Raw genomic sequence first — 18,371 nt, forward strand, 5'->3', positions numbered from 1 at the left:
TTCCGCCGGAGCGATCCATGACTGTCCAGCGCGTTCTTACCGGGATCAAACCCTCGGGCACGCCCCACCTCGGCAACTACGCCGGCGCCATCCGCCCGGCCATCGCCGCCAGCCGGCATCCTGGGGTGGAGAGCTTCTACTTCCTGGCCGACTACCATGCGCTGATCTCGACCACTGATCCGCTGCGGGTGCAGCGCTCGACGCTGGAAATCGCCGCGACCTGGCTCGCCGCGGGGCTCGATACCGAGCGCGTGTGGTTCTACCGCCAGTCAGACATCCCCGAGATCACCGAGCTGACCTGGCTGATCACCTGCGTCGCGGGCAAGGGCTTGCTGAACCGCGCCCATGCCTACAAGGCCGCGGTGGACCGCAACACCGCCGAAGGTCTCGATCCCGATGCCGGCGTCAACATGGGCCTCTACATGTACCCGGTGCTGATGGCGGCCGACATCCTGATGTTCAAGGCGCACTCGGTGCCGGTGGGGCGCGACCAGATCCAGCACATCGAGATGGCGCGCGACATCGCCGGCAGCTTCAATCACCTGTACGGCGAGCACTTCGTGCTGCCCGAGGCCGCCATCGACGCTTCGGTCGCCACGCTGCCCGGGCTGGACGGGCGCAAGATGAGCAAGAGCTACGACAACGTCATTCCTCTGTTCGCCGCGCCGGCGGAGATGAAGAAGCAGATCTTCTCCATCGTCACCGATTCGAAGGCGCCGGGCGAGCCGAAGGATGCCGACGGCTCGGCGCTGTTCGAGTTGTATCAGGCGTTCGCCACCGCCGAGGAAACGCGCGCCATGCGCACCGCCTTCGACGAGGGCATCGCCTGGGGCGAAGCCAAACAGGCGTTGTTCGAGAAGATCGAGTCCACGCTCGCCCCGATGCGCGAGAAATACCAGGCGCTGATCGCCGAACCCATGCAGATCGAGCGCTTGCTGCATGAAGGCGCGGCCAAGGCGCGCGCGATCGCCACGCCTTTCCTGGCCGAACTGCGCCACGCCGTCGGCCTGCGCAACCTCGCCGCGGTCGCCACGCCCGTTGCGGTGGACAAGGCGAAGGCTGCACTGCCGCAGTTCAAGCAGTACCGCGAGGCCGATGGCCGCTTCCACTTCAAGCTGGTTGCGGCCGACGGCAGGCTGCTGCTGCAGGGCGAGGGCTTCGCCTCGCCGCGCGAGGCCGGCAGCGTCGTGTCAGCACTCAAGCAGGGCGCCGCGTTCGCCGTTGACGGCACCCGGATCGTGGTCGACGGGCAGGCCGTGGCCGTGCTCGCCGAGGACGTCACCCCGGACGAGCTGCGCGAGGCCCTGGCCGCGTTTGCGGCCTGATCCCTCGCGCCCGCGGCCGGCCCCGTCACTGCCGGGTGATGACCGCTTCCACGTATTCGCCCGGCACCACCAGCGAGTCCGCGCCGCCGACATTCATCGACTCGAGCAGCGCCGTCAGGTCGGCCTCTAGGCGCGCCTGACCAGCCTCGTCGAGCGCGGCGAAGGCCTTGTGCGTGGGCCCGTAATAGTTGCGGAAGATCTCGATCCAGTGTGCCGGCGAGCGGTAGCGGAAGTTGAAGGTGCGTCGCGCGCACTGGATGTCTTCGGCATGGGCGCCGAACAGCTCCACCAGGTAGGGCTCGTCGCCCCATTTCACCGGTGAGCGCAGCCCGGCCGGCGGCGGCACGTGGGCCGAAATGACGCGGAACAGGCGCCCGATGAAGCCTTCCGGCGTCCATGCAGCGATGCCGATCCGTCCGCCGGGACGCACGACGCGCAGCAGTTCGCTGGCGGTGCGCTCGTGATCGGGCGCGAACATCGCACCGAAGGTCGACAGCGCGGCGTCGAAATGGCCATCGGCGAAGGGCAGGGCCTCGACGTCGGCAACCTGGAACCTGACCGACAGGCCTTCGGCGCGTGCGCGATCGGCGGCCTTGTCGAGCAGCGGTCCCACGTAGTCGGTGGACGTGACCTCGGCAAACCGGCGCGCCGCGGCGAGCGTGGCATTGCCGTTGCCGGCAGCGACGTCGAGCACGCGTTCGCCGGCGCGCACGTCGGCTGCCTCGGCGAGGTTCTCGCCGACGATCTGCAGGGTGGTGCCGATCACCGCATAGTCGCCACTGGCCCAGGTGACCTGCTGACGAAGCTTGATCGCGGCGAGGTCCGGGGTGGCGGGCGGCATCCGCAGTTCGGTGGGGGCGTTCATGATGGGGTCTCCTTGCCTTTGGGGTTGGGGTGGGCCTCTGCGGGCCCGTGCCGGAGGGGGCTCCTTCCGACGCCTTCATTCTTTCGCTGTCGCGGATTCGGTGCTTCACTGGAAATCCGGCAGATCTGCTCGTGCGTCCGCCATTGGCGCGCGCAGGCCTGCCCGATTGACGGAGGTCCTGCCCCATGGGCCGCGACACGCTGTCCGACCTGCTCGGCGCCGTGCGCCTGCGCGGTGCCGTGTTCTACTACGTGAGCTGCTGGCGCGACTGGGCGACCGAGGCGCCACCGGCGCGCGAGATCGCGGCGGCGGTGATGCCCGGCGCCGACCAGGTCATGGCCTTCCACATGGTCGCGCGCGGCAGCGCCTGGGCGGCGGTCAGCGGCGATGCGCCGCTGCGACTGGAAGCGGGCGACATCGTCGTGCTGCCGCACGGCGATGCGCATGTGATGTCGAGTGCGCCCGGCCTGGCGGCCGAGCGCCAGCAGCCGGAGTGGGTGTTCGCCAACCGCGACGCTCCGCGCCCGATGCCGATCAGCTTCCGCGATGGCATCGGCGTGCCGACGCCGGATGCGCCCAGCGACGATGCCGATGCCGTGCTGGTGTGCGGCTTTCTCGGCTGCGACCTGCGACCCTTCAATCCGCTCGTCACCACCTTGTCCCGCCTGTTGCACCTGCCGGCGGCGCGCGCCGGCGGCTGGATGGCGAACGTCATCGACCAAGCCGCACAGGAGTCCGCCGAACGGCGGGCGGCGATGCAGTGCTCGAACGGTTGGCGGAGATGATGTTCGTCGATACCGTGAGACGCTATCTCGAAGACTTGCCTGCCGACGCCCGTGGCTGGCTGGCTGGATTGCGCGACCGCCACGTCGGCCGTGCGCTGGCACTGCTGCACGGCGACCCGGCGCACCCGTGGACCATCGACGAACTCGGCCGCCACGCCGGCCTGTCGCGCTCGGCCCTGCACGAGCGCTTCGTCCAGTTTCTCGGCCAGCCGCCGATGCACTACCTTGCCAGCTGGCGCATCCAGATCGGTTCGCGCCTGCTGCGCGAGACCGGTCATACGGTCGCGTCGATCGCGGTGGAGGTCGGCTACGAGTCGGAAGCCGCGTTCTCGCGCATGTTCAAGCGGCTGGTCGGCGTTCCGCCGGCGGCCTGGCGGCGACAGGCTCAGCCGGCCGTGCCGCCGACCGCATCGGCCACCGCGGCTTCGGTCAGCTCGGGCGCGCACAGCGCGATGAAGCGGTAGGCGAAGCCGCGCAGGTAATGGCCGCGCCGCACCGCGATGCGGGTGACGTTCTCGGGGAAGAGGTGGCTGCTGTCGAGCTGCCTCAGCCCGGGGTCGCGTTGCGGGCTGAAGGCCATCGAGGCGAGGATGCCGACGCCGAGCCCCAGTTCCACGTAGGTCTTGATCACGTCGGCGTCCAGCGCCGACATCACCACGTCGGGCTTCAGCCCGGCCTGGGCGAAGGCCTGGTCGATGCGCGTGCGGCCGGTGAAGCCCTCGTGGTAGGTGATGACCGGGTAGGCGGCGATCGCTTCCAGCGTCAGCGGCCGGACCGCTTCCAGCGGGTGTCCGGCCGGCACCACGACCGCGTGCTGCCAGCCGTAGTAGGGAAAGGAGGCCAGCTCGGGCACGTCCGCCAGCGCCTCGGTGGCGACGCCGATGTCGGCCTCGCCGTCGAGCAGCATCTGCACGATCTCCTGCGGGCTGCCCTGGTGCAGGTGCAGCACGACCCGCGGGTAGGCCTGCTTGAAGGCCGCCACCACCTTCGGCAGCGCATAGCGCGCCTGCGTGTGGGTGGTGACGACGGTGAGCTGGCCGGCATCCGCATTGCTGTACTGCTCGGCCAGTCGCTTGATGTTGCCGGCGTCGAGCAGCATGCGCTCGACCATCACCACCAGCTCCTTGCCCGGATCGGTGAGGCCGAGCAGGCGCTTGCCCTTGCGGGTGAACAGCTCCACGCCGAGCTCGTCCTCCAGGTCCTTGATGTGCTTCGAGACGCCGGACTGAGAGGTGAAGAGGGCGTTCGCGACCTCGGTGAGGTTGAAACCGCGTCGCACCGTCTCGCGGATGATGCGCAACTGCTGGAAATTCATCGTGCGGCTCCCGCCGCGCGGGCGGCGTGTGGCTGTTCGAAAAGGCTCAGGCGAGAGGGTAGCAGGCGCACCGCCTGGCCTTCGTGCAGGGCGAGCTGGGCGACGCGGTCGCGCGTCAGTTCGACCTCGAAGTGCTGACCGGTCGCGCCGTTGATACCGTCGAGCTCGACGCGGGCCGTCACGCCGAAGGCGAGGATGCGGCTGACCCGCGCGGCGACGCCCTCGCCGGCGCCGCCATCGACGACGATGTCGAGCTCGTGCGGGCGGGCGAAGGCCACGACCTCGGCGCCCTGGCCCAGGCCGCTCACGCCATGCTGCAGGTGATCGTCACCGACGCGCAGGCCTTCGCCTTCGACCCGGCCATGGAAGAAGTTCACCGACCCGAGGAAGCCATACACGAACGGTGTCGCCGGGTGGCGATAGACCTCTTCCGGCGTGCCGATCTGTTCGACATGGCCGTGGTTCATCAGCACCACGCGGTCGGCCACCTCGAGCGCTTCTTCCTGGTCGTGGGTGACGAAGATCGAGGTGATGTGCAGGTCGTCGTGCAGCTTGCGCAGCCAGCGCCGCAGCTCCTTGCGCACCTTGGCGTCGAGCGCGCCGAAGGGCTCGTCGAGCAGCAGCACGCGCGGCTCCACCGCCAGCGCGCGGGCGAGCGCGATGCGCTGGCGCTGGCCGCCGGAGAGCTGCGACGGAAAGCGGTCGGCCAGCCAGTCGAGCTGCACCAGGTTCAGCAGTTCATGCACCTTGTCCGCGATCTGCTTCTCCGACGGGCGCTGGCCGCGCGGCTTCATGCGCATGCCGAAGGCCACGTTGTCGAACACCGTCATGTGGCGGAACAGCGCGTAGTGCTGGAACACGAAGCCGACCTGGCGGTCGCGCACGTGTGTGCCCGAGGCGTCCTCGCCGTCGAGCAGCACCTGGCCGGCGTCGGCCTGTTCCAGCCCGGCGATGATGCGCAGCAGCGTGGTCTTGCCGCAGCCCGAGGGGCCGAGCAGGGCGACCAGTTCGCCGGTGGGGAAATCGAGCGAGATGTCGTCGAGCGCGTTGAAGGCGCCGAAGCGCTTGTGGATGTTGCGTACCTGGATGCTCATGATGCCTCGTCCTGTGAATGGCGGTGGGCCGCGGCGGCACGGTGCTCGATCCAGGTCTTGATGCCCAGGGTCACCAACGCCAGCAGGGCCAGCAGCGAGGCCACCGCGAAGGCGGCCGCGAACTGGTATTCGTTGTAGAGAATCTCGACGTGCAGCGGCAGCGTGTTGGTCTGGCCGCGGATGTGGCCGGAGACCACCGACACCGCGCCGAACTCGCCCATCGCGCGGGCGTTGGTCAGGATCACGCCGTACAGCAGGCCCCACTTGATGTTGGGCAGGGTTACGTGCCAGAAGGTCTGCAGGCCGTTGGCGCCGAGCACGATCGCCGCTTCCTCCTCTTCCTTGCCCTGCGCCTGCATCAGCGGGATCAACTCGCGGGCGATGAAGGGAAAGGTGACGAACACGGTGGCGAGCACGATGCCGGGCACGGCGAAGATGATCCTGATGTCGTGTTCGGACAGCCACGGTCCCAGCCAGCCCTGGGCGCCGAACACCAGCACGTAGATCAGGCCGGCGATTACCGGCGACACCGAGAACGGCAGGTCGATCAGCGTGATCAGGAAGTGCTTGCCGCGGAACTCGAACTTGGCGATCGCCCACGCCGCGCACACGCCGAACACCAGGTTCAGCGGCAGCGCGATCGCCGCCGCGAGCAGGGTCAGGCGCAGCGCCGACAGCGCGTCGGGATCGACCAGCGCGGTGACGTAGGTTTCCCAGCCCTTGCGCAGCGCCTCGACGAACACCGCGATCAGCGGCATCAGCAGGAAGACGGCGAAAAAGGCGAGGGCCGTGCCCAGGATCAGCCATTTGACCAGCGGCGTCTCGCGCGTCGCCGCGCGGGCCTCGAAGCGCGTCTGGCCGATGGCTTGGGCAGCGCCCAGGCGGAGTGTGGTGGCGCCGGCCATGTCAGCGGTCCCTCCCGGTGCGTTTGGCGGTCCATGCCTGCAGGCCGTTGACGGCCAGCAGCAGGGTGAAGGACAGGATCAGCATCACGGTCGCGATCGCCGTGGCGCCGGTGTAGTCGTACTGCTCGAGCTTGGTGATGATCATCAGCGGCGTGATCTCCGACACCATGGGGATGTTGCCGGCGATGAAGATGACCGAGCCGTATTCGCCCACCGCACGGGCGAAGGCGAGCGCGAAGCCGGTTAGCAGCGCCGGGAACACGATGGGCAGGATCACGTGGCGGAAGGTCTGCCAGCGCTGCGCGCCCAGGCTGGTGGCGGCCTCTTCCAGCTCGGTGTCGAGGTCTTCCAGGATGGGCTGCACTGTGCGCACCACGAAGGGCAGGCCGATGAAGACCAGCGCCACCAGCACGCCGAGCGGCTTGAATGCCACCTGGATGCCGAGCGGCTCGAGGAACTGGCCGAGCCAGCCGTTCTTGGCGTACAGCGCGGTCAGCGAGATGCCGGCCACCGCGGTGGGCAGGGCGAAGGGCAGGTCGACCAGGGCGTCGATCAGCTTCTTGCCAGGGAAGGAGTAGCGCACCAGCGCCCATGCCAGCATCAGCCCGAACACCGCGTTGATGGCGGCGGCGAGCAGCGACATGCCGAAGGACAGCTTGTACGACGCCACCACCCGCGGCGCGCTGACGACATCCCAGAACTCGGCGAAGGTCAGCTGGGCGGTCTTCAGGAACACCGCCGCGAGTGGAATCAGCACGATCAGCGACAGGTAGCCGAGGGTGTAGCCAAGCGTCAGGTTGAAGCCCGGCAGCACGCGAAAGGGCGGGGCGGCAGAAGAAATGGGGCGGAGAGGAAGCGAGGGGGCGGCGGTAGCCATGATGAAGACCTGTACTCGGGAATGCGATCGAGTCTAGGTCCGGCGAGAACGACACAAAAGCAATAAAAAATGCGTTGCTTATGCGATTCTCTGCTAAAGCAGGCGCCGCCTGTCCTGAGTGCCCGCACTGCCGCACGGCTGTGTGCGTGCCGCGACTACAATGTCTGCCGCTATCGCGGAGACGAAAGGGTGGGTGATTTCATTGGAAGCCTCGTGCTGGCCTTGCTGCTGGTCGTGCTGTTGCGCGTGCTCTACGCCGTGTGCGCGCTGCTCGTGCGCACTCGAGACGGCGGCAACATCGCCTTCGCCATCGCACTGCCCGCCGGGCTGCTTTACATCGTCGTGCGCAATCCGGTGCCGGTGAGTAGCTGGGGCGGACTGACGGTCGGCATGCTGCTGGGTGGCGCCATCCTGGTGTCGATCTCGCGCTGGAAGACCCGCCGGAAGTAGCACTGATCTCGACAGCGACCGATGTAGCCCGTCGGTGCCGCTGGATTTGCCCTGCTCGTCGTTCCTTACGCTTCACTGCCTTGAACCCGAATCAATGACCGCCAACGCTTTCCACGACATTTCCCGAATTGAAGACAGTCTCTGGGAAGCCGCCGACCAGTTGCGCGCCAACTCCAAGCTGACCAGCAGCGAGTACTGCATGCCGGTGCTGGGCGTGATCTTCCTGCGCCACGCCACCAACCGCTTCGACGCCGCGCTGCAGGCGATCGAGGCCGACCAGGCCGCCGGCCGCATGCCCAGGCGGCCGCTGATGAAGGGCGACTTCATCAAGCGCCGCGCGCTGATGCTGCCGGAGTCCGCCCGCTACGACAACCTGCTGAGTCTGCCCTCCGGAACGCCGCTCGGTGCCGCGCTGGTCGATGCGATGAACGCGATCGAGGCCGACTTCGAGCCGCTCGCCGGCCAGTTGCCCAAGGACTACGACCGCTTCGACAACAAGCTGCTCGAAGACCTGCTGCGCAACTTCGACGCCGAGGCGCTGCGCAAGGCCTCGGGTGATGTCTTCGGCCGCATCTACGAATATTTCCTGATGAAGTTCGCGATGCAGGGCGCGCAGGACAACGGCGAGTTCTTCACTCCGCCGTCGCTGGTGCAGACCCTCGTCAATGTGATCGAGCCCGACCATGGCGTGGTGTTCGACCCCGCCTGCGGCTCGGGTGGCATGTTCGTGCAGTCCAGCCACTTCATCGAGGATGAAGGCCTGGAAACGATGAAGCGCGTCACCTTCTACGGCCAGGAAAAGACCGCCACCACCATCCGCCTGGCCAAGATGAACCTCGCGGTGCACGGCCTGGAGGGCGACATCCGCGAGGCCAACTCTTTCTACGACGATCCGCACCGCCTGCCCGACGGCCGCCCGCTGTGGGGCAACTGCGACTTCGTCATGGCCAACCCGCCGTTCAACGTCGACATGGTCGATGCCGAGCGGGTCAAGGACGACCGCCGCCTGCCCTTCGGCCTGCCCGGCGTGAACAAGGACAAGCGCGTCTCCAACGGCAACTACCTGTGGATCTCCTATTTCCACAGCTACCTGTCGGAGCGCGGGCGCGCCGGCTTCGTGATGTCCTCGCAGGCCAGCAGCGCCGGCCATGGCGAGAAGGAAGTGCGCCGCAAGCTGGTCGAGACCGGCGATGTGGACGTGATGATCGCGATCCGCTCCAACTTCTTCTACACCCGCACGGTGCCCTGCGAGTTGTGGCACTTCGACCGCGCCAAGCCGGCCGAGCGCCAGGACCAGGTGCTGATGCTCGATGCGCGCAACATCTACCGCAAGGTCACGCGCAAGATCTACGACTTCAGCCCCGAGCAGCAGGCCAACCTCGCCGCCATCGTCTGGCTCTACCGCGGCCAGCACGCGCGCTTCGTCGACCTGCTCGGCCGTCACGTCGACCGCGCGATCGCAGCCGCCCATACAAGCTTCCTCGACGAGAGTGGCGAACTGAGTGGCGAAACCCCTTGCGAGCCGCTGGACGATTTCCGCCGCGCGTGGGTCGAGCTGCGCCAACACGTTTCACCCTTCGTCGCCACCCTGGGCGACGGCACCCCGCACGATGCCGCGCTGGCCGAGTTCCACGACAGCGCCAACGACCCGAGCGGCCCGATCGAGGCTTTCCGCCTGGCGACCGACGCCACGCGGAAGCACTGGAACGCAGCCCCGGCAGGCATTGCCGGTGTGGTGGATTTCCACGCCCACATCCTGCAGCCCTTCGCTGAGCAGAGCCGCAGCCTGATCGCCGCGCTCGACCACGCCTTCAAGGTCGTCGCGCGCACCATCGACCTGTGCGAGAAGGAATTCGCCGCGCGCGACAGCGAGGCGTGGAGCAGCCGCGACATCAGCAAGGCGCGCAAGGCTGCCGACGCCGCGCGCCACGCCGCGGTCGAGCGCCTGAAGCAGGTGCGCCACTTCCAGCGCGCCGCCGCGTGGCTGATCGAACGTTTCCCCGAGGGCAAGCTGCGCGACGTGCCCGGCCTGTGCAAGGTCGTCGGTCGCGCCGACATCGAGGCCGCCGACTGGAGCCTCACCCCCGGCCGCTACGTCGGCGTCGCGCCGGCCGAAGTGGACGAGGACTTCGATTTCGAACAGTCGCTGCGCGACATCCACGTCGAGCTGGCGGACCTGAACCGCGAGGCGGTGGAGCTGGCGGCGAGGATTCAGGAGAACTTCGAGGGGTTGGGGGTATGAACTGGACGACGAAGCAACTGGCGGAGGTGGCCGACTTCAGTCTCGGAAAGATGCTGGATGACAAGAAGAACAAGGGGGAGCCTCGCCCCTACCTTGCGAATGTCAATGTGCGTTGGGGGGAGTTTGACCTTCAGGACCTGCGTGAAATGCGGTTCGAAGAACATGAACTGGAGCGCTTCGGGCTACGGCAAGGCGACATTGTCATGTGCGAAGGTGGCGAACCTGGACGGTGTGCCATTTGGAATGACGCGGTGCCGGGCATGATGATCCAGAAGGCTCTTCATCGCATTCGTCCGCATGATTGCCTTGATCACCGCTACTTGTTCTATGCGTTTCTTCATAAGGGAAGCCAAGGCGGTTTCGCGTCCCTATTCACTGGCTCGACGATCAAGCACCTTCCCCGTGAAAAGCTGGCAATGGTTGAGGTCTCGTTTCCCCCGCTTGAACATCAACGCCGCATCGCGGAAACACTGTCTTCCTACGACGACCTTATCGAAAACAACCGCCGCCGCATGGCCTTGCTGGAAGAGTCGGCGCGGCTGCTCTACCGCGAGTGGTTCGTGCATCTGCGCTTTCCGGGGCACAAGCACACGCGCATCGTCGATGGCGTGCCGGAGGGCTGGGAGCACAGGACCCTCGAGTCCGTCTGTAGCCGTGACGACGGCATTCAGACGGGGCCGTTCGGCAGCCAGTTGCACCAGTCCGACTACAGCCAGGACGGCGTTCCCGTCGTCATGCCCAAGGATCTCGTGGGTTTTCGCATCTCGGGCGCTTCGATTGCCCGCATTCCTGAAGAACTTGCGGACAAGCTCGGGCGCCATCGCATGCAACCGGGCGACACGGTGTACGGGCGGCGCGGCGACATCGGCCGCCGCGCCTACATCGGCAAACGGCAGAGCGGCTGGTTCTGCGGCACGGGCTGCTTGAGGCTGCGACCTGATCCGGCCGCGATCAACCCGCTCTATCTGTTCGACACGCTCGGTGCGCCGGAAACCGCTGGAATCATTGTGAACCGGGCGAAGGGGTCGACGATGCCCAATCTGAGCGCCGGTGCGCTGAAGAGCGTGCCCTTGCTCGTCGCGCCGCGTAAGCTTCAAGACAGTTATGCTGAACTGGTCGAGGGGCCGCGTGACATGGTCGAGGTGCTCGACGATCAGAACCAGAAACTCCGCGCCGCCCGCGATCTGCTGCTGCCCCGCCTGATGAGCGGAGAAATCACCGTATGACGCATGAAGACCAGCATACCGACCTGAAGTCCCTGCGCACCGTCACCGGCCGCACCGTGGACTGGGACGCGCTGGCCAAGGACTGCGTGTGCTTCGCTAACGGCGCCGGCGGGCGTTTGCTGATCGGCATCGAGGATGGCGAGGCCTTTCCGCCCGCCGGGCAGATGGTGCCGCCCGAGCTGCTCGACCGCCTGCGCAAGCGCATTGGCGAGCTGACGGTGAATGTGCAGGCGCTGCCTGTCCTGCGGCGCGCGGCCAACGGCGGCGAATTCATCGAGCTGCTGATCGACCGCTCGCCCAACGTGGCGTCGACGCGGGACGGGCGCTATTTCCTGCGCGTGGGCGACACCTGCCAGCCGGTGCTCGGCGACGACGTGCTGCGCCTGGCCAACGAGCGCCCGGGGCGCCCGTGGGAGGCAATGGACAGCGGCGTGCCGCGTAGCGCGGCCGATCCGCACAAGCTCGCCGCCTTCGTGCAGGGCATTCGCGCCTCCGACCGGGTGAAGGATTCGGTGAAGGAAAAAGGCGAGCAGGAGCTGCTGACCCACTACGGCCTCGCCGGCGAGGTGCTCAAGGGCGGTACGCTGACGCGCCTCGGCGTGCTGTTGATCGGCGCCACCGCCGACCGTCGCGCCCTGGGCACCGCGCCGCTGGTGCAGGCGATCAAGTACGACGAGCAAGGGCAGAAGATCAACAAGTGGGTGTGGGACGACTGCGCGCTGTCGCCGATCGAGTTGGTGGACACGATCTGGCGCGAGCTGCCCGATTTCCGCGAGAGCTACGAGGTGGCCGAGGGCCTGTACCGTCGCAGCGTGCCGGCCTACGACGAGAAGGTGGTGCGCGAGCTGCTGGTCAATGCGCTGGTGCACCGTCCCTACACCCAGCAGGGCGATATCTACCTCAATCTGCACCCCGACCGCCTGGAGGTGGTGAACCCGGGCCGTCTGCCGCTCGGCGTGACACCGCGCAACATCCTGCACGCCAGCCGGCGGCGCAACGATGCGCTGGCGCGGGTGTTCCACGACCTGGGGCTGATGGAGCGCGAAGGCAGCGGCTTCGACCTGATCTACGACCGCCTGCTGTCGCAGGGCCGTCCGGCGCCCGTGCCCGAGGAGGGGGCCGACTGGGTGAAGGTGACGATCCAGCGCCGCATCGCCCGGCCGGAAGTGATGCGTCTGTTGAGCGAGGCCGACACGCGCTTCCAGCTGACGCAACGCGAGCGCATCACGCTCGGTGTGCTGGCGCAGAGCGAGGGTATGACGGCACGCGAACTTGGCGCTCGGTTGGAGACGGAAGGGGCGGAAGAGCTTGGGATGTGGTTGGGACGCCTGCTGGCCTTGAATCTCGTGCAGACGACCGGGCGCACCCGAGGGACGCGCTATTTTGTCGATCCTGAACTGCTTCGCGGCGTGGATCTGCAGATGCCGACCACGCTGCGACGTATCGAACCCCATCGCCTGTCCGAACTGATCCGGGAGGATCTGCGCAGGTATCCGGGCTCGAAGATCGGAGAAATCAGTAAGCGCATTGGTCCGGAAGTGGGCCGGTCTCAACTCAAGCGAGCGCTCGGGGAGTTGGTGATACGCGCGGTCGTCGTGATGGACGGGAAACTGAACGGTGCGCGCTACCGCCTCGCGGAGCCGGGGTGATGGACGCGGGTTTGGCTCAATTGGTGTCGAATCGAGCTTGCTGTCCTTTTGATCTGGGCCAAATGAGTATGCTTGAAGTCGGTAGTTATTTGATTTTAAAGAGATGTTAATCTTCGTCGCTTATCGGGAATGAGCCAAAGCTACCTTCATCAATGAACCAATAGCCTCCATGGCCTATACCGACATCAACAGCGAAGACCGGCTGGTCCAGGCGACCTTCGCCGAGCACCTCGAGCAGTTGCTCGGTTGGGACAGTGTCTACGCGTGGAACCGTGAGACCTTCGGCGCGGATGGCACCCTGGGGCGTATGAGTACGCGCGAGGTAGTACTCGCGCGGGATCTGCGCGCAGCACTGGTGAGGCTCAATCCGGACCTGCCGGATGCGGCGATCGAGGAGGCGGTGGGCAGCTTGACCCACCACGACTATTCGCGCTCGCTGCTGCAGCACAACCAGGCCTTCTACGCACTGATCCGCGACGGTGTGCCGGTGAGCTATCGCGACGCGCAGGGGGCGCTGCGCCATGCACAGGCGAAGGTGATCGACTTCCGCAAGCCGGCGAACAACCGCTTCCTGGCGGTGCGCGAACTCGTCATCACCGGGCTGCGCACGCCCAACTACAACCGCCGTGCCGACCTCGTCTGCTTCGTCAATGGGCTGCCGCTGGTGTTCATCGAGCTGAAGGCGGTCTACAGGAACATCCGCGCCGGGTTTGACGGCAACCTGCGCGACTACCTCGACGAAAACGTCATCGCCCATGCCTTCCACCACAACGCCTTCGTGATCGTCAGCAACGGGCACAACGCCCGCTATGGTTCAGTCACCAGTGCGTGGGAACACTACGGCGAGTGGAAGCGGCTCGACGAGCGCGACACGGGCAGCCTGGCGGCGAAGGTGCTGCTCGACGGCATGCTCGCCAAGGATCGCCTGCTCGACATCGTCGAAAACTTCATCCTGTTCGATGCGAGCAAGGCGGGCACAGTGCGCAAGGTGGTGGCGCGCAACCACCAGTGGCTGGGGGTGAATCAGGCGGTGGAAGCGGTGCGCCGGCAGGAGGCGCTCAAGCGCCAGTACCCGCCGGCCGAGCGGCTGCGCCATCGACTGGTCGAATTGCCCGGTTTGAAGAAGCCGGAAAGCGCCAACGACACTGCCGAGTTGCCGCGCCTGGCTGCGGAGCCGGGGGCAGGGTACCGGCTCGGAGACCTGTCGGAGCGCACTGGACGCGAGATACAGGTCGTCGAGCGCGTGCATCCCGATCTCGGCCGGCTGGGCGTGGTGTGGCATACCCAGGGCAGCGGCAAGTCGTACTCGATGGCTTTCTTTGCCGAGAAGGTGCGCCGCACGGTGGAAGGCAACTTCACCTTCGTGCTGATGACCGACCGCGACGAACTCGACGACCAGATCTACAAGACCTTCGTCGGCTGCGGCGTGGCCGACGGTGCCACGCCGCGCGCCGGCTCGGGCAAGGAGCTGGAGCAACTGCTGCAGCAGAACCATCGCTACGTGTTCAGCCTGATCCACAAGTTCAATCAGGACGTTCGCGTGGACAAGCCCTACAGCGAACGCGACGACATCATTGTGATTTCGGACGAGGCGCACCGCAGCCAGGCCGGCAAGCTGGCGCGCAACATGCGGCTGGCGCTACCGAATGCGGCCTTCATCGGCTTTACCGGCACGCCGCTGTTCAAGCACGACGAGCTGACACGGCGCATCTTCGGCGACTACGTGTCGCGCTACGACTTCAAGCGCAGCGAGGAAGACGGCGCGACGGTGAAGCTGGTCTACGAGAACCGTGGCGAGAAGCTTGGGCTGGCGCGGCTGGACCTGAACGAACGTATCGCCGAAGCGGTGGAGGCGGCCGAGCTCGACGGCGACCAGACCGCGCTGCTGGAAAAACTGCTCGGCAAGGACTACGAAGTCGTCACCGCCGACGAACGGCTCGCACGCATCGCGGCCGATTTCGTCGAGCACTGCAGCACGCGCTGGGAGTCCGGCAAGGCGATGCTGGTGTGCATGGACAAGATCACCTGCGCGCGCATGCTGATGCTGGTTGAGCCGTTGTGGAAGGCGAAGGCGGTGGCGGTACGCGCCGAAGCCGAACACAAGCTGGCCGAGATCGCGGCGGCGATCGACGACGAGACCCGACAGCGTCTGCACGCCCAGCGCGACCGCCTGCGGGCGAAGGCAGCGTGGCTGGACGAGACCATCGTCGGCCTGATCGTCAGCGAGGGCCAGGGCGAAATCGCTGCGTTCAAGGCCTGGAGCTTCGACATCATCCCGCACCGGGCGCGCATGAAGCAGGGCTTCGAGACTGCGGACGGCAAGCGTGTTGCCGTCGAGACCGCGTTCAAGAACCCGGCGCATCCCTTCCGCGTGGCGATCGTGTGTGCGATGTGGCTGACCGGCTTCGACGTCGAATGCCTGTCCACGCTCTACCTCGACAAGCCGATGCGCGCCCACAACCTGATGCAGGCGATCGCGCGCGCGAACCGGCGCTACCCCGGTAAGGACTTTGGCCTGATCGTCGATTACAACGGCATGCTGAAGAGCCTGCGCGAGGCGCTGGTCCAGTACGCGCTGGGCGACGGCAAAGGCAACGACGAGATCGTCGCGCCGCTGGAAGAGCGCGTGGCGGCGCTGCACGAGGCAATCGAGGCGACCGAAGCACATCTCGCCGGCCTGGGTTTCGACCCTGTGCGCCTGGACGGTGCGATGGGCTTCGACCGCATCGAGGCGCTGGCCGATGCGGTCGAGGCGATCTACACCTCCGACGAGACCAAGCGTCGCTACGAGATCCTGGCGCGGCTCGTGTTCAATCGCTTCAAGGCGCTGCTCGCCGAGCCGAGCGCGCTGCTGTATGCCGAGCGCCACGACAACATCGAAGCGATCTACAAGAAGCTGACCGAACGCCGCGATACCGCCGATGTAAGTGCCCTGCTGAGGGTGTTGCACCGCATCGTCAATCAGGCGATTGCCACGCATGCGCCGGGTGCGGACCAGGCGAGCGGCTTGACGGTCGACCTGTCGCACATCGACATCGACAGGCTGCGCGAGGAGTTCGCACGCAAGGTCAGGCGCAAGGCGACCGCGGTCGAGGACATCCGCCAGATCGTCGAGGCCAAGCTGGCGCAGATGCTCGCCGCCAACCCGCTGCGCATGAACTTCGAGAAGAAGTACCAGGAGATCATCGCCGCCTACAACGCCGACAAGGACCGCGCCACGGTCGAGGAGACCTTCGCGCGCATGGCCGCACTGAACGCCAGCCTGGACGAAGAGCAGATGCGGGCGGTCAGGCTCGGACTGACCGAAGATCAACTGGCGGTGTTCGACCTGCTGAGTCGCGAGTCGCTCAGCGGTGCGGCGCTCGAGCAGGTCAAGCAGGAGAGCAGCACGCTGCTGGCGGAAGTGCAGAAGCTGATTGCCCCGCTGGCGCAGTGGACCGAGAAGGAGCAGACCCAGGCCGAGGTCGAGGTCTTCATCCTCGACCACGTCTATCAGGCGCTACCCGATCCGCCCTATACCGAGGACGACAAGCGCGCCGCGGCGAACTTGGTCTATCGGCATGTCTGGCAGCAGAGCGCGACTGGGCTCCTCGCTGGACGTTCTTAGTCGTTCCTTATTTGCTGGCGTAGATCTGGTCGAACACGCCGCCGTCGGCGAAGTGCTTCTTCTGCACCGCCTGCCAGCCGCCGAGGTCTTCGATGGTGATCAGGTCCACCTTCGGAAAGCGCGCGACATCGGCCGGGTCGGCGTGCTCGGGCTTGACCGGGCGGTAGTAGTGCTTGGCGGCGAGCTTCTGGCCGACCGGCGAGTACAGGTACTCGAGGTAGGCCTGGGCGACCTTTTCGGTGCCGCGCTTCTTCGCCACGCCGTCCACGACCGTGACCGGCGGTTCGGCGAGGATCGAGATCGACGGCACGACGATCTCGAACTTGTCCGGGCCGAGCTCGTTGATCGACAGGAAAGCCTCGTTTTCCCACGCCAGCAGCACGTCGCCGATGCCGCGCTGCACGAAGGTATTGGTGGAACCGCGGGCGCCGGAATCGAGCACCGGCACGTGCTTGAGCAGTTGGGTGACGAAGGCCTGCGCCGTCTGCTCGTTGCCGCCCGGCTGCTTCAGCGCGTAGCCCCAGGCGGCGAGGTAGTTCCAGCGTGCGCCGCCGGAAGTCTTCGGGTTGGGGGTGATGACCTCGACACCCGGCTTCACCAGGTCGCCCCAGTCCTTGATGCCCTTGGGGTTGCCCTTGCGCACCAGGAAGACGATGGTCGAGGTGTAGGGCGCGCTGTTGTGCGCCAGGCGCTTCTGCCAGTCGGCCGGGATCTTGCCGGTCTGCTCGGCGATGGCGTCGATGTCGTAGGCCAGCGCCAGCGTGACGACGTCGGCCTCGAGTCCGTCGATCACCGCACGCGCCTGCTTGCCGGCGCCGCCGTGCGATTGCTTGATGGTGACGTCTTCGCCGGTCTGGCTCTTCCAGTGCTTGGCGAACTGGGGGTTGAATTCCTGATAGAGCTCGCGCGTGGGGTCGTAGGAGACGTTGAGCAGGGTGGTCTGCGCCAGCGCGCTGCCAACGAAACCGGCTGCCAGGGCCGGGGCGAGGACAAGCGCGAGCAGGCTGCGGCGGATGGGGCTGAACTTCATGATTTTCTCCGTCAGGGGTGATTGCGATGGAGAAAATCTATCCGTCCCGCCTCATAACCTGAACGAAGAAAAAACGGATTGCTTATTCAGGTGCGCCCTATGTCGGCGCGGCAAGTCCCTTGGCGAGGAAATCGATCAGCACGCGCACCCGGTGCGGCAGGTAGCGGTTGCTCGGCAGCATCGCGTGGATGCCGAGCGGCGGCGGTGCGAAGCCTTCCAGGATCGGCTCCACCGCACCGCTCGCGAGGTAGGCGTTGGCGATGAAGTCCGGCTGCACGGTGATGCCCAGGCCCTGCGCGGCTGCTTCCATCAGGGCGTCGCCGTTGTTGGCCTGCAGGCGGAAGGGCACGTGAATGTTCTCCATCTTGCCCTCGATGAGGAAGGCGAGCGGGCGGTTCTGCGTCTTGGCCGAGTAGCCCAGGCAGGCGTGCGCGGTCAGTTCCGACGGATGCGCGGGTCGGCCGTGCCGTGCCAGGTAGTCGGGCGAGGCGACGGCGATGAGCCGGCTTTCGCCCAGCTTGCGCGCCACGTCGCCGGGGTCGAGACGCGGCGCGATGCGGATCGACAGGTCCACGCCCTCGTCGATGAGGTTGATGTGGCGGTCGGTGAAGTCGAGGGCTAGGCTGATTTCGGGATAGGTCTTCAGGAATGCGGGCAGCAGCGGCGCGATCCGCTTCAGGCCGTAGCTCAGCGGCAGGCTGATGCGCAGGTTGCCGCGTGGCGTCAGGCGCGCCTCCATCACGTCGGCCTCGGCGCTCTCCACCAGGTCGAGGATGGTGCGGCACTTGTCCAGGTAGCTCGAGCCCGCGCTGGTCAGGGTCAGCCGGCGGGTGGTGCGCACCATCAGCTTGACCCCCAGGTGCTCCTCCAGCGCCGCGATCTGGCGCGTGACCACCGAGCGTGCCACGCCAAGCTGGTTGGCGACCGCGGCGAAGCTGCCGAGGTCCGCCACCCGCACGAAGAGGTTCATCGCATCGAGCCGGTTCATTGTTGCTCTCCGG

15 protein-coding genes are annotated in these 18,371 nt (G+C 66.6%); 8 read left to right on the plus strand and 7 right to left on the minus strand.

Annotated elements, in window-relative coordinates; all coding sequences use genetic code 11:
* Positions 1–17: 17 nt before the first annotated feature.
* A complete protein-coding gene (locus tag C664_RS12045) occupies positions 18–1,325 on the plus strand; it encodes a tryptophan--tRNA ligase (protein WP_004260343.1) in 1,308 nt (435 codons plus the stop codon).
* Between the two features lie 25 nt (positions 1,326–1,350).
* Here the strand turns inward: C664_RS12045 and C664_RS12050 are convergent, their stop codons facing one another.
* Positions 1,351–2,190 (minus strand): class I SAM-dependent methyltransferase, encoded by an 840-nt coding sequence (locus tag C664_RS12050; protein WP_004260345.1) that lies wholly within the window; start codon positions 2,188–2,190, stop codon positions 1,351–1,353.
* Positions 2,191–2,375: 185 nt separating this feature from the next.
* Between C664_RS12050 and C664_RS20835 the strand changes: the two genes are divergently transcribed.
* Together C664_RS20835 and C664_RS20840 are read left to right on the plus strand one after the other, a co-directional pair.
* Entirely contained in the window at positions 2,376–2,975 is a 600-nt protein-coding gene (locus tag C664_RS20835; protein WP_198291520.1) for a cupin domain-containing protein, read from the plus strand.
* Complete coding sequence (locus tag C664_RS20840) at positions 2,951–3,439, plus strand: helix-turn-helix domain-containing protein (protein WP_198291521.1); 489 nt, start codon at positions 2,951–2,953, stop codon at positions 3,437–3,439. Before C664_RS20835 ends, C664_RS20840 begins: the two co-directional genes overlap by 25 nt.
* Here the strand turns inward: C664_RS20840 and C664_RS12060 are convergent.
* From C664_RS12060 to cysT, 4 genes are read right to left on the minus strand one after another with little or no spacing between them, the layout of a single operon-like run.
* On the minus strand, positions 3,361–4,290 hold the full coding sequence (locus C664_RS12060; protein WP_004260349.1) for a CysB family HTH-type transcriptional regulator: 930 nt from the start codon (positions 4,288–4,290) through the stop codon (positions 3,361–3,363). The genes C664_RS20840 and C664_RS12060 overlap by 79 nt on opposite strands.
* Positions 4,287–5,384 (minus strand): sulfate/molybdate ABC transporter ATP-binding protein, encoded by a 1,098-nt coding sequence (locus tag C664_RS12065; protein ID WP_004260352.1) that lies wholly within the window; start codon positions 5,382–5,384, stop codon positions 4,287–4,289. Before C664_RS12065 ends, C664_RS12060 begins: the two co-directional genes overlap by 4 nt.
* On the minus strand, positions 5,381–6,289 hold the full coding sequence (cysW, locus tag C664_RS12070; RefSeq protein ID WP_004260356.1) for a sulfate ABC transporter permease subunit CysW: 909 nt from the start codon (positions 6,287–6,289) through the stop codon (positions 5,381–5,383). The genes C664_RS12065 and cysW overlap by 4 nt, the downstream gene beginning before the upstream one ends.
* Before the next feature lies 1 nt (position 6,290).
* Entirely contained in the window at positions 6,291–7,166 is an 876-nt protein-coding gene (gene cysT / locus C664_RS12075) for a sulfate ABC transporter permease subunit CysT (RefSeq protein WP_051019139.1), read from the minus strand.
* Positions 7,167–7,355: 189 nt separating this feature from the next.
* On the opposite strand from cysT, the gene C664_RS12080 reads away from it, so the two are divergent.
* The 5 genes from C664_RS12080 to C664_RS12100 all read left to right on the plus strand — a co-directional run bounded on the left by C664_RS12080 (position 7,356) and on the right by C664_RS12100 (position 16,340).
* Positions 7,356–7,616, plus strand: coding sequence for a hypothetical protein (locus tag C664_RS12080; protein WP_004260366.1), 261 nt, complete (start codon positions 7,356–7,358; stop codon positions 7,614–7,616).
* Positions 7,617–7,710: 94 nt separating this feature from the next.
* Positions 7,711–9,858 (plus strand): type I restriction-modification system subunit M, encoded by a 2,148-nt coding sequence (locus tag C664_RS12085; protein ID WP_004260370.1) that lies wholly within the window; start codon positions 7,711–7,713, stop codon positions 9,856–9,858.
* The gene (locus C664_RS12090; RefSeq protein WP_004260373.1) at positions 9,855–11,084 is read left to right on the plus strand and encodes a restriction endonuclease subunit S; all 1,230 of its coding nucleotides are present in this window, start codon (positions 9,855–9,857) and stop codon (positions 11,082–11,084) included. Before C664_RS12085 ends, C664_RS12090 begins: the two co-directional genes overlap by 4 nt.
* Positions 11,081–12,733 carry an ATP-binding protein gene (locus C664_RS12095; protein WP_004260375.1) on the plus strand — a complete coding sequence of 551 codons (1,653 nt, stop codon included), beginning with the start codon at positions 11,081–11,083 and terminating at the stop codon, positions 12,731–12,733. The genes C664_RS12090 and C664_RS12095 overlap by 4 nt, the downstream gene beginning before the upstream one ends.
* Before the next feature lie 169 nt (positions 12,734–12,902).
* Positions 12,903–16,340 carry a type I restriction endonuclease subunit R gene (locus tag C664_RS12100; protein WP_004260378.1) on the plus strand — a complete coding sequence of 1,146 codons (3,438 nt, stop codon included), beginning with the start codon at positions 12,903–12,905 and terminating at the stop codon, positions 16,338–16,340.
* 7 nt (positions 16,341–16,347) lie between these two features.
* Here C664_RS12100 and C664_RS12105 read toward each other — a convergent pair whose 3' ends face one another.
* Positions 16,348–17,370 (minus strand): sulfate ABC transporter substrate-binding protein, encoded by a 1,023-nt coding sequence (locus C664_RS12105; RefSeq protein WP_004260383.1) that lies wholly within the window; start codon positions 17,368–17,370, stop codon positions 16,348–16,350.
* 97 nt (positions 17,371–17,467) lie between these two features.
* Entirely contained in the window at positions 17,468–18,358 is an 891-nt protein-coding gene (locus tag C664_RS12110) for a LysR family transcriptional regulator (RefSeq protein ID WP_004260387.1), read from the minus strand.
* Between the last annotated feature and the right edge of the window lie 13 nt (positions 18,359–18,371).

This window comes from Thauera sp. 63, assembly GCF_000310165.2.
In the GTDB taxonomy this organism is placed as follows: domain Bacteria; phylum Pseudomonadota; class Gammaproteobacteria; order Burkholderiales; family Rhodocyclaceae; genus Thauera; species Thauera humireducens.

Coding starts and splice junctions, on each gene's coding strand:
- C664_RS12110 (WP_004260387.1), bottom strand. CDS start 18,358: ATGAACCGGCTCGATGCGATGAACCTCTTCGTGCGGGTGGCGGACCTC.
- cysT (WP_051019139.1), bottom strand. CDS start 7,166: ATGGCTACCGCCGCCCCCTCGCTTCCTCTCCGCCCCATTTCTTCTGCC.
- C664_RS12065 (WP_004260352.1), bottom strand. CDS start 5,384: ATGAGCATCCAGGTACGCAACATCCACAAGCGCTTCGGCGCCTTCAAC.
- C664_RS12090 (WP_004260373.1), top strand. CDS start 9,855: ATGAACTGGACGACGAAGCAACTGGCGGAGGTGGCCGACTTCAGTCTC.
- C664_RS12105 (WP_004260383.1), bottom strand. CDS start 17,370: ATGAAGTTCAGCCCCATCCGCCGCAGCCTGCTCGCGCTTGTCCTCGCC.
- C664_RS12060 (WP_004260349.1), bottom strand. CDS start 4,290: ATGAATTTCCAGCAGTTGCGCATCATCCGCGAGACGGTGCGACGCGGT.
- C664_RS12050 (WP_004260345.1), bottom strand. CDS start 2,190: ATGAACGCCCCCACCGAACTGCGGATGCCGCCCGCCACCCCGGACCTC.
- C664_RS12045 (WP_004260343.1), top strand. CDS start 18: ATGACTGTCCAGCGCGTTCTTACCGGGATCAAACCCTCGGGCACGCCC.
- C664_RS12100 (WP_004260378.1), top strand. CDS start 12,903: ATGGCCTATACCGACATCAACAGCGAAGACCGGCTGGTCCAGGCGACC.
- C664_RS12085 (WP_004260370.1), top strand. CDS start 7,711: ATGACCGCCAACGCTTTCCACGACATTTCCCGAATTGAAGACAGTCTC.
- cysW (WP_004260356.1), bottom strand. CDS start 6,289: ATGGCCGGCGCCACCACACTCCGCCTGGGCGCTGCCCAAGCCATCGGC.
- C664_RS20835 (WP_198291520.1), top strand. CDS start 2,376: ATGGGCCGCGACACGCTGTCCGACCTGCTCGGCGCCGTGCGCCTGCGC.
- C664_RS12095 (WP_004260375.1), top strand. CDS start 11,081: ATGACGCATGAAGACCAGCATACCGACCTGAAGTCCCTGCGCACCGTC.